Origin of the sequence: Pseudomonas sp. Sample_24, from assembly GCF_004307605.1 — a bacterium.
Taxonomy (GTDB): Bacteria; Pseudomonadota; Gammaproteobacteria; order Pseudomonadales; family Pseudomonadaceae; genus Aquipseudomonas.
The window spans coordinates 1-6,360 of the sequence record NZ_RCNW01000469.1 but is presented as its reverse complement, the minus strand read 5'-3'; the positions used below and the strand labels follow the sequence as shown (position 1 = coordinate 6,360).

9 protein-coding genes are annotated in these 6,360 nt (G+C 58.6%); all 9 read right to left on the bottom strand.

The annotated features are described in order from the left end of the window. Window positions 1-22 precede the first annotated feature (22 nt). Window positions 23-1,102, bottom strand: coding sequence for a cell envelope integrity protein TolA (tolA, locus tag D8V06_RS27030; RefSeq protein ID WP_056852658.1), 1,080 nt, complete (start codon window positions 1,100-1,102; stop codon window positions 23-25). After that, window positions 1,102-1,554 (bottom strand): protein TolR, encoded by a 453-nt coding sequence (gene tolR / locus D8V06_RS27025; RefSeq protein WP_162237374.1) that lies wholly within the window; start codon window positions 1,552-1,554, stop codon window positions 1,102-1,104. The genes tolA and tolR overlap by 1 nt, the downstream gene beginning before the upstream one ends. A 23-nt stretch (window positions 1,555-1,577) precedes the next feature. Then, window positions 1,578-2,273 carry a protein TolQ gene (gene tolQ / locus D8V06_RS27020; protein WP_034149144.1) on the bottom strand — a complete coding sequence of 232 codons (696 nt, stop codon included), beginning with the start codon at window positions 2,271-2,273 and terminating at the stop codon, window positions 1,578-1,580. Then, window positions 2,263-2,730 carry a tol-pal system-associated acyl-CoA thioesterase gene (gene ybgC, locus D8V06_RS27015; protein WP_056852659.1) on the bottom strand — a complete coding sequence of 156 codons (468 nt, stop codon included), beginning with the start codon at window positions 2,728-2,730 and terminating at the stop codon, window positions 2,263-2,265. The genes tolQ and ybgC overlap by 11 nt, the downstream gene beginning before the upstream one ends. A gap of 127 nt (window positions 2,731-2,857) precedes the next feature. Then, window positions 2,858-3,919 carry a Holliday junction branch migration DNA helicase RuvB gene (gene ruvB / locus D8V06_RS27010; protein WP_056852660.1) on the bottom strand — a complete coding sequence of 354 codons (1,062 nt, stop codon included), beginning with the start codon at window positions 3,917-3,919 and terminating at the stop codon, window positions 2,858-2,860. Continuing rightward, the gene (gene ruvA / locus D8V06_RS27005; RefSeq protein WP_056852661.1) at window positions 3,920-4,528 is read right to left on the bottom strand and encodes a Holliday junction branch migration protein RuvA; all 609 of its coding nucleotides are present in this window, start codon (window positions 4,526-4,528) and stop codon (window positions 3,920-3,922) included. Between the two features lie 114 nt (window positions 4,529-4,642). Beyond that, window positions 4,643-5,167, bottom strand: a complete 525-nt coding sequence (gene ruvC / locus D8V06_RS27000; RefSeq protein ID WP_056852662.1) for a crossover junction endodeoxyribonuclease RuvC — start codon at window positions 5,165-5,167, stop codon at window positions 4,643-4,645. 158 nt (window positions 5,168-5,325) lie between these two features. Then, window positions 5,326-6,072 (bottom strand): YebC/PmpR family DNA-binding transcriptional regulator, encoded by a 747-nt coding sequence (locus D8V06_RS26995; RefSeq protein WP_007977329.1) that lies wholly within the window; start codon window positions 6,070-6,072, stop codon window positions 5,326-5,328. A gap of 123 nt (window positions 6,073-6,195) precedes the next feature. After that, on the bottom strand, window positions 6,196-6,360 hold a 165-nt coding region (locus D8V06_RS30965; RefSeq protein WP_130932162.1), incomplete at its 5' end, for an amino acid--tRNA ligase-related protein.

Genomic DNA, 6,360 nt, shown 5'->3' with positions numbered 1-6,360 from the left:
AGCATTCCTCGAAGAAGGTTTCTCACAAGGCTAGATCCTCAGGTGTGAATGTCATCTTGAATGAACGATACGGAGCGAAATCACTCGGCTTCATTCCCTGCATTTCTGTCAAACGTCCAATATTCTTCACCGCTGCCACAGCCGATGCGTCGAACGGACCGTCGCCACTGGACTTGGCCACGCTGACCGAAGTCACCGTACCGTCCGGCAACATGCCGATTTGCAACACGACCGTCATGCCTTTGCGGGCCGAAGGTGGACGAGCCCAGCCTTCCGCTGCACGAGCGCGAATCAGGTCATCGAAACTGCCGGCGACTTCGTCACCCTGCTCATCGGCCAAGGCCTGCTGACGCTGCGGCGTGTCGGAAAGCAAATCTGCCAGGGCCTGAGCCTTTTTGTCTTCGGCGGATTTACGTGCCGCTTCCTGCGCTTTCTTCTTCGCAGCATCGGCAGCAGCTTTCTTCTTCGCTTCATCGGCGACTTTCTTCTTCGCCTCTTCAGCTTCAGCTTTCTTCTTGGCGTCTTCCGCGGCTTTCTTCTTCGCGTCTTCGACGATCTTTTTCTTCGCTTCTTCAGCGGCCGCTTTCTTGGCCTCTTCTTCAGCAGCCTTCTTGGCTTCCTCTTCCGCTTTCTTCTTGGCTATATCAGCCAATTGTTTCTCTTCTGCCTTCTTGGCTTCGGCGGTCTTCTTCGCTTCATCGGCTTTCTTGGCCTCATCAGCCTTTTTCGCCTCTTCCGCTTTCTTCGACTCGTCGGCCTTCTTGGCTTCCTCGGCCTTTTGAGCCGCTTCTTCTTTCTTTTGTTCCGCAGCCTTCACCGCTTCCTGCTCGACCTTTTTCTGCTCCATCTGCTCGACTTCGGTCTGACGCGCGGCGGATTTCTTCGCCTCACCCGCAATCTTCTGATTGGTCTGGGTGGTCGCCTGACTTTTCGATTTCAGCTGGTACAGGGTCGCCTGGACAATCGGCTTGGCCGGCGGCAACTCCGGGGTAAAGGCGAAACTGACAAACAGCATGCCGAACACCAGCACGTGCAAGCCAATCGCCCAGACACTAGGCCAGAAGTAGCTTTCCGAGGCGGACGGCTCTCGCTGTTGCTGCATCAGGGCGCCTCGGTAATCAAGCCAACATTACCGACGCCGGCCTTCTGCAACCCGCCCATGGCGCCCATGACAGAGCCGTAGTCGACACTCTTGTCGCCGCGAATGAAGACCTGGGTACGCTTGCCGCCTTCATTGCCGACGCGAATGATCTTGGTCACCGCATCGGTCATCTGCGGCAGGGTCATCGCCCTGTCCTGCTGCTTCTCGGTGTCGACTTCGCTGCCAAGGTTCCAGTAATAGGTCTTGTCAGACTTGATGGAAATGGTCAGGACCTGGGTGTTGTTGTCCTGCGGCAAGGCTTCGCTGGAAACCTTGGGCAGATCAACTTTCACGCCCTGATTGAGCATCGGCGCGGTCACCATGAAGATGACCAGCAGCACCAACATCACGTCGATGTAGGGCACCACGTTCATCTCGGCGACCGGCTTGCGCTTGTGTCGAGCTCGAGCGATTAAAGCCATTGGAAATTACCTGCTTATTCTTCGCTGGTGTGCACTTTGCGGTGCAGGATCGCCTGGAATTCATCGGCGAAGGTGTAGTAGCGGCTGATCAGCGTTTCGCTGCGAGCGGCAAAACGGTTGTAGGCGATAACGGCAGGGATCGCGGCGAACAGACCAATCGCGGTAGCGATCAGTGCTTCAGCGATACCGGGTGCAACCGTTGCCAGCGTTGCTTGCTGGGCAGTCGCCAGGCCGCGGAAGGAGTTCATGATGCCCCACACAGTACCGAACAGACCGATGTACGGACTCACGGAACCGACGGTGGCCAGGAAGGGCAGGCTTTGCTCGAGCTTTTCTTCTTCGCGGGAGATCGCGACGCGCATGGCACGGGCTACGCCTTCCATGACCGCTTCAGGGTCAACGCCTGGCTGCTGGCGCAGACGGGAGAATTCCTTGAAACCGGCGCGGAAGATCTGCTCGACACCCGAATCAGGGTCCGGGTTGCTGCCGGCCTGGCGGTAGAGTTTGGACAGGTCGATACCCGACCAGAAGCGCTCCTCGAAGCTCTCCAGGGCACGTCGACCGGCGCGCAGCAGGTTGCTGCGCTGAAAGATCATGATCCATGAGGTCACCGATGCGGCTACCAGGGTCAGCATTACCAGTTGCACCACGATACTGGCATTGCTGACCAGGCTCCACATGGAGGAATGGTCGACGACGTTAGCTTCCACGCTTTATCTCCTGCTTTGAGTGAGTACCCGCGCCGCTCACGTCGGCAAAGGCCGCTCGTAGAGCTTCGGGAATGGCCCGGGGTTTTAAACTGTCAGTGCGCACACAGGCCACCAGAAACTGCCCTTCACAGAGCAGCGCATCATCCGTTGCCCGCCTGACCTGCTGTTTGAAGCGCAGGCTGGCACGGTTCAATTCGATTACTTCAGCGCTTACCAGCAGTTCGTCGTCCAGTCGCGCCGGCGCGTGGTAGCGCGCTTCGCTGGAATGCACGACGAACAACAGGTCCTCCCCTGCCAGCTGCGATTGGGCAAAGCCCAGTTCTCGTAGCCGCTCGGTTCGAGCCCGTTCCATAAACTTGAGGTAATTGACGTAATACACGATGCCGCCCGCATCGGTGTCTTCGTAATAAACGCGACAACGATGTGCGAAAGGCTCAAGCCCGTTTTGCGCGCGCATACTCTAGTGCTTACTCCTCAGGTTGCCAATCCGGCCAGGCAACTGTTTTTCATTGTTCTGCGGCTTTCTCGCGAAAGTACGGTCCTAGGACAGCACAATGCCCGAAAATTCAGCACGCAAAAGTTAATTAATCGTCCACGGCATCAAGGAATTCGTCTACCACGGGCATCTCACCCAATCGTGACGGAATGTTTAAGCCGAAGTGCAGGTAGGCATGCCGCGTCACCACCCGCCCCCGCGGCGTGCGCATGATATAGCCCTGCTGGATCAGGTAAGGTTCCAGCACGTCTTCGATGGTGTGGCGCTCTTCACTGATCGCCGCCGCAAGGCTATCGACCCCGACCGGCCCGCCATCGAATTTCTCGATCATGGTCAGCAACAGACGCCGGTCCTGGTGATCGAAGCCGCGCTCGTCGACATCCAGCAGATTCAGGGCCAGATCGGCAATCGGTTTAGTGATATGGCCCTTGGCACGGACTTCGGCGAAGTCGCGTACACGACGCAGCAGACGGTTGGCGATTCGCGGGGTGCCGCGGGCGCGGCGGGCGATTTCGAAGGCGCCCTCCGGGTCGAGCGGCAAGCCGAGGATACTGGCCGAGCGGCTGACAATCGTCGACAGATCGGCGTTGTTGTAGAACTCCAGGCGCTGGACGATGCCGAAACGGTCGCGCAACGGATTGGTCAGCATCCCCGCCCGTGTCGTTGCGCCAACCAGGGTGAACGGCGGCAGATCGAGCTTGATCGAACGCGCAGCCGGGCCTTCGCCGATCATGATGTCGAGCTGGAAATCTTCCATCGCCGGATACAGCACTTCTTCGACAATCGGTGACAAGCGATGGATTTCGTCGATGAACAGTACGTCGTGCGGTTCAAGGTTGGTCAGCAGCGCGGCCAGATCACCCGGACGCTCAAGGACCGGCCCCGAGGTGCTTTTGATCGACACCCCCATTTCCTGGGCGATGATGTTGGCCAGCGTGGTTTTACCCAGCCCCGGAGGACCGAAGATCAGGGTGTGATCAAGGGATTCGTTACGGCCACGGGCAGCCTGGATGAACAACTCCATTTGCTCGCGAACGGTCGGCTGGCCGATGTATTCGGCCAGGCTGACAGGACGAATCGCCCGGTCCTGGACTTCCTCGCGGTCACGAGGTCCACCCGTGGCGGCGATCAGACGATCAGCTTCAATCACTTAGATCATTCCCTTCAGGGCACGACGAATCATGTCTTCACTGCTCAAGCCTTTCTCCTTGATCGCGGAAATCGCCTTGCTGGCTTCCTGCGGCTTGTAGCCCAGGGAGATCAGCGCGCTGACCGCGTCGTTTTCGGCGGTATTGACCGGTGCAGGGCCGTCCGGCTGGTTCGGCACCAGGGCAAACATCGCCGGCACGGTTTCCCAGGCCTTGAAGCGATCCTTGAGTTCGACCAACAGGCGTTCTGCGGTTTTCTTGCCCACGCCCGGCACCTTGGTCAACGCCGATGTGTCCTGGGACTGCACGCAACGCACCAGTTCATCGACCTCCAGACTCGACATCAAGGCCAGGGCCAGTTTCGGCCCTACACCGTTGAGACGAATCAATTCACGGAAAAAGTCTCGCTCGCGCTTGCCGACGAAGCCATAGAGTAACTGCGCGTCTTCGCGTACGACCAAATGGGTGTGCAAGGTCAGCGGCTCACCGACCGACGGCAAACGATACAGCGTGGTCATGGGCACTTCCAGCTCATAGCCCAGACCATTTACATCCAGAATCAGGTGCGGTGGCTGTTTTTCAGCCAGAGTGCCGCGCAAGCGTCCAATCACGTTACAGATCCTTGAGCGTTGGCCAGCACGAGGCCAGCGACTGACAGAGCAAGGGGTTCGGCCGACAACACAGGCGCGAAACCCTCATTCCGGAAAAAATGATTGCTGATGCTATCAGAGACGCAGGCGCCCGCCACGACTGCGTGCCGCCCCCAAGCCGTGGGGCAAGAGACTGGAGCGGGTGTGAGCATGGCAAATGGCGATGGCCAGGGCGTCCGAGGCATCGATTTGTGGCTTGCTGGTCAGTTTCAGCATATGCATGACCATCATCTGGACCTGCTCTTTATTGGCAGCGCCAGTGCCGACTACAGCCTGCTTGACCTGGGTCGCGGTGTACTCGGCGATTTCCAGGCTTTCTTCCGCACCCGCCACGATAGCGGCGCCACGGGCCTGCCCCAGTTTCAGGGCTGAGTCGGCATTGCGGGCCATGAACACCTTTTCGATGCCCATGGTCACCGGCTTGTACATCTGGATAATCTCCCGCACACCGCGGTAGACAATTTGCAGACGCTCATGCAGCTCGCCCGCGCCGGTACGAATACAGCCAGAGGCCACATACTCGCAGCCGCGCCCGGTATCACGAACAACGCCATAACCGGTGATGCGCGAACCGGGGTCGATACCAAGAATTAAAGTCATAACGCCTGCGGGTTGGGTAAGTGCACTGCATTCAATACAGCGAATAACAGATGTGGGAGCTGGCTTGCCAGCGATGGCGCAGGCTCATCCAACAAAGATGTTGCCTGACTCACTGTCATCGCTGGCAAGCCAGCTCCCACATTGGATCCTGGCTACCTTCAACCGAGCTGAGCGGCCACCGACTCCGGGATCTCGGCATTGGAGTAGACGTTCTGCACGTCATCCAGGTCTTCGAGCATGTCGATCAGCTTGAGGACTTTTTCGGCACCTTCCAGATCGAGTTCGGCGCTGGTGGTCGGCAACATGACGATTTCAGCGTCATCCCCTTTGAAACCCGCCGCTTCCAGCGCGTTTCGCACGGAATAGAACCCGGCGAACGAGGTGAACACATCGATCGACCCGTCTTCGTTGGTCACCACGTCATCGGCGTCGGCTTCCATGGCAGCCTCCATCAACGCGTCTTCGTCGACACCGGCGGCGAAGGAAATCTGCCCCTTGCGCTCGAACAGATAGGCCACCGAACCGTCAGTCCCCAGGTTACCGCCGCACTTGCTGAACGCGTGGCGGACAGCGGCTGCAGTGCGATTACGGTTGTCGGTCATGCACTCGACCATCACCGCCACGCCACCCGGGCCGTAACCTTCATAGGTCAACTCGACCACGTCGTCGGTATCGGCAGCGCCAGTACCGCGGGCGATGGCGCGATCGATGATGTCACGGCTCATGTTGGCACCCAGCGCCTTGTCCAGGGCCAGGCGCAGACGCGGGTTGGAACCGGGATCACCACCACCCTGACGGGCAGCAACGGTCAGTTCACGAATCCACTTGGTGAAGATCTTGCCCCTCTTGGCATCCTGACGTTCTTTGCGGTGCTTGATGTTCGCCCACTTGGAATGACCTGCCATAACTCGCTCCGAATTCTCTTTGAAACATTGCCCGCCACGCTGAGTCGCGCCGGCCGGCAAACAAAAATCTTGTACAGCTCTGTCTATAAAGAAAGGGCGCATCCGAAGATGCGCCCTCCAGCCTTACTCGGCCTTTGGTGTTTCGCGCAGGCGAATGTGCAGTTCACGCAATGCCTTGGCATCTACCTGACCCGGAGCCTGAGTCATGACGTCTGCCGCGCTCTGGGTTTTCGGGAAGGCGATCACTTCACGGATCGACTGGGCGCCGGTCATCAGCATCACCAGACG